At 55.5% G+C, this 3,241-nt stretch carries 4 protein-coding genes; all 4 read left to right on the forward strand.

Annotated elements, in window-relative coordinates; all coding sequences use genetic code 11:
- Positions 1–519: hypothetical protein (locus ACFFAR_RS28835; protein WP_375508972.1), on the forward strand; the 519-nt coding region annotated here is incomplete at its 5' end.
- On the forward strand, positions 516–785 hold the full coding sequence (locus ACFFAR_RS28840) for a hypothetical protein (RefSeq protein ID WP_375508973.1): 270 nt from the start codon (positions 516–518) through the stop codon (positions 783–785). The genes ACFFAR_RS28835 and ACFFAR_RS28840, both read left to right, overlap by 4 nt.
- A gap of 250 nt (positions 786–1,035) precedes the next feature.
- Positions 1,036–1,275 carry a hypothetical protein gene (locus ACFFAR_RS28845; protein WP_375508974.1) on the forward strand — a complete coding sequence of 80 codons (240 nt, stop codon included), beginning with the start codon at positions 1,036–1,038 and terminating at the stop codon, positions 1,273–1,275.
- Positions 1,276–1,299: 24 nt separating this feature from the next.
- Positions 1,300–3,054, forward strand: coding sequence for a ShlB/FhaC/HecB family hemolysin secretion/activation protein (locus ACFFAR_RS28850; protein WP_375508975.1), 1,755 nt, complete (start codon positions 1,300–1,302; stop codon positions 3,052–3,054).
- The last annotated feature ends 187 nt before the right edge of the window (positions 3,055–3,241 follow it).

The following is a 3,241-nucleotide window of genomic DNA, read 5'->3' on the forward strand; positions in this document are numbered from 1 at the left end:
GTTCAGAGTGATCCGTTGGGTGTAGCGAAAGATTCTGCCAAAGTGGTCATTGGTGGCGTGACGGCCAAAACCGGAGCGGGATTGTGTACGACCGGCGCCGGCTGCGTTCCCGGTACGGCAATGATCGCTTTTGGGTTGAGTGATATGGCGGAAGGCGCAGACGGGTTGTACAACCGATATAACGGCATCAACTCGTCGGGAGTTAATCCTTTGCGATGGGGCTTCAATCAGGCATTGCCGGCTGGATGGGGTGACATAGCATACGATGGGTTGAACGTCGCAGGAGCAATTCTGGCGTTAAAAGCTCCAGTCCCACTTAAGATGGGTGTTGCTGATGGCCTGAACCGTCCGGGTTCGATGTTCGACGTGATGGTGCCGAATATCAACAACAACCGCTTGATTCCGTTTGTTAATCAGGCGCTTCCATATGGTACGAATCAGGCAATTCTACTGTTCGGAGTGGGTTCGAAGGGGACAACCGTTATTAATGACATTCGTCGTGCCGGAGACCAGAAATGAACTGGCAGCGTCTTTATGCAATGCTTCAAACCTGGTTCGTGATTAGTCTTGCATCTGTATTTAGTGCCGGGTTCTATACGGTTATTGTAGTCGGCATATGTCGAAAGGTAATTGGGCTAAGTGACAGTATCTCTGTGTTCGGTATTGGTCTTCCATTTTTTATAGTTTTGCTGGTGGTGTTGGTCAAGTATTTGCCAAAGCCTTTGCGCAAGGCCGGGATGTTAAGTGACGACCCTGAAAGTTTTGGACCGTGGTTCAAACCCTGAATTGAAAGCTCAGCGGGACAGCATTGATGTCTTCAGTGACAGACGGATTCGATGTTATTGAGCGAGGCGCGCTTCAAGTCACCACCGTTGCGAAACGCACGCGACTGACAGTATTGACGTCGCTTACGTTTGCCAGTCACTGGCTGTCGCGGCGACTTGGCTAGTTAGCAATTCAACTGGCCGACGTCGATCTGTCCGTGCGTACCCAATAAACAGACTTTGGTTGGTATCAAAACATCACGGGACGTGAATGAAGCAAAAGCAAATTGCATGCAGTATCGGGGCTTTAATTGAAAACAGCATTCCTAACTACTTTCTGGAACGCGGGAATAAGCCCTTTGCGTTGATCCTGCATTCCGCGCATGTACAGGAGTTTTGCCGGGAAATGGACAGGCTCAGCCACCTGCTCGACGGGATCGTTGTACTGAGTAACCCTGCTTTTATGACGTCGGTCCTGATGGACGATTACGCCAACGCTATTGAACTGTAGCCTTAGTCATCTGACTTAAACACTATGAAAATTCGAAAGAGGCTGGCGGTGCTACCGCTCGCAGCCCTGGTATCGCTTGCGTCGAACGCACAGCCCACGCCCACGCCCGCAGATGAAGCCGCAGCCGCCCGTGCCAACGCCGAGCAGAATCAACAGATTCAGCAGCAACGCGCCGCACAGCAGCGCGACGCAGTCGTTCAAGCGCCAGCGGTACGTTCCACCCTTCCGACGTCGGAAGGATTCCCGCTTCTGCCAAAGGAAGATCCGTGCTTTCGCATCGATACGTTCAGGCTCGATGTCCCCACAACACTGCCCGACACCATCCACAGCAAGGGAGCTTCGGCCTTGCCCTTGGACCCCTTCGCGTTCGCTCGCGAGTGGCTCGACCACTACAAGGGCGAATGCATTGGCAAGGTCGGTATCGACACACTGGCAAAGGCGCTGCAGCAGACGATCCTCTCGCGAGGCTACGTGACCACGCGGCTTCTGCTGCCCGAGCAGGACCTCTCGAAACGCACGCTCACACTCGCCCTCGTTCCCGGCGTCGTGCGCCAGATCCGCTTCGCCGATCCCAACACGCGCGGCACCCTGAGATCCGCATTCCCCGCACGCGACGGCGACCTCCTGGACTTGCGCGACCTCGAACAAGGTCTGGAGCAGATGAAGCGCGTTGCATCGCAGGACGTGGACATGAAGATCGAGCCGACCGGCAATCCTGGCGAAAGCGACGTCGTCGTGACCGTCAAGCGTTTGAAGCCGTGGAGCTTCGTCGCATCCATCGATAATTCTGGCACGGACGCGACCGGCAAATGGCAAGGCAACGTGAGCCTCGGCATCGATAACCCGCTCGGCCTGAACGACGTCTTCACGGTAGGCGCAAATCAAGACCTCTCGTTCGGCAACAAGTCCCTTGGTTCGCACGGCTTTAACGGTTCGTACTCCGTTCCATGGGGTTATTGGATAGCAACGCTGTCCGGCAACGCCAACACCTATTATCAGCAGATCGCGGGCGTGAACCAGACGTTCGTATCGAGCGGTAATTCGCAAACGGCGACGCTCAGACTGGCGCGCGTGCTGAGTCGCAGTCAAAGCGACGTGTTCGGCGTGGAGTTTCAGTTATCAAAGCGCTTCGGTCAAAGTTTCATCGATGACACGGACATGCCGCAGCAACGCCGCAACAACACGTTCATTGAAGCGGGGCTGACCGACCGTCACTACTTTGGCGCATCGCAGTTCGATGGAACCCTTGCGTATCGTCACGGTATTGGTGGCCTCGGCGCGACAGATGATCCGTTTCCCAGCGGTCCGACATACCGTTTTCACATGGCCGTGCTCGATGGGAACCTGTCCGTGCCGTTCGCCGTCGCCAGACAAACTTTCCGCTACGTTACGACGGTGCACGCGCAGTTCACCAATGACGCGCTGTTCTACCTCGATGACTTGACCATCGGCAGTCGCTACACGGTGCGCGGTTTTGACGGTGAAACGATGCTGGCGGCGGAACGAGGTTTTTTTTGGCGCAACGAACTGCAATGGCCGGTGTTCAAGACAGGCCAAATGCTATATGCGGGGATCGACTACGGGCGCGTCTTCGGACCGAATACGGCATTTCTCGCAGGGACACAACTGGCGGGTGCGGTGATCGGCATTCGAGGTGGCCTGCCTGCACGCGTCGTCGGCCTCTCGTATGACCTGTTTGTCGGAACACCGCTCTACAAGCCCAGCGGATTCCCTACCTCGCGTGTGACGGTCGGCATGCAGGCCATCGCCCAATTCTAAGAAAATTCGATATGGTGAATCATCCATACAGACGCCGATACCTGCGCGTTAGGCTTGATCCGGTCACAACTAAGATGAGCGAACGCGTAGCAGATCTTCACGGTCTGGAGGGCGAACGAAAAGAAGACAGGCACTGTGGTGAAGCGACTAATCCCAATCACGAGCACCCCGTGAAGTACGAACTACG

Source organism: uncultured Caballeronia sp. (assembly GCF_964243625.1).
GTDB lineage: Bacteria > Pseudomonadota > Gammaproteobacteria > Burkholderiales > Burkholderiaceae > Caballeronia.

Coding starts and splice junctions, on each gene's coding strand:
- ACFFAR_RS28840 (WP_375508973.1), top strand. CDS start 516: ATGAACTGGCAGCGTCTTTATGCAATGCTTCAAACCTGGTTCGTGATT.
- ACFFAR_RS28845 (WP_375508974.1), top strand. CDS start 1,036: ATGAAGCAAAAGCAAATTGCATGCAGTATCGGGGCTTTAATTGAAAAC.
- ACFFAR_RS28850 (WP_375508975.1), top strand. CDS start 1,300: ATGAAAATTCGAAAGAGGCTGGCGGTGCTACCGCTCGCAGCCCTGGTA.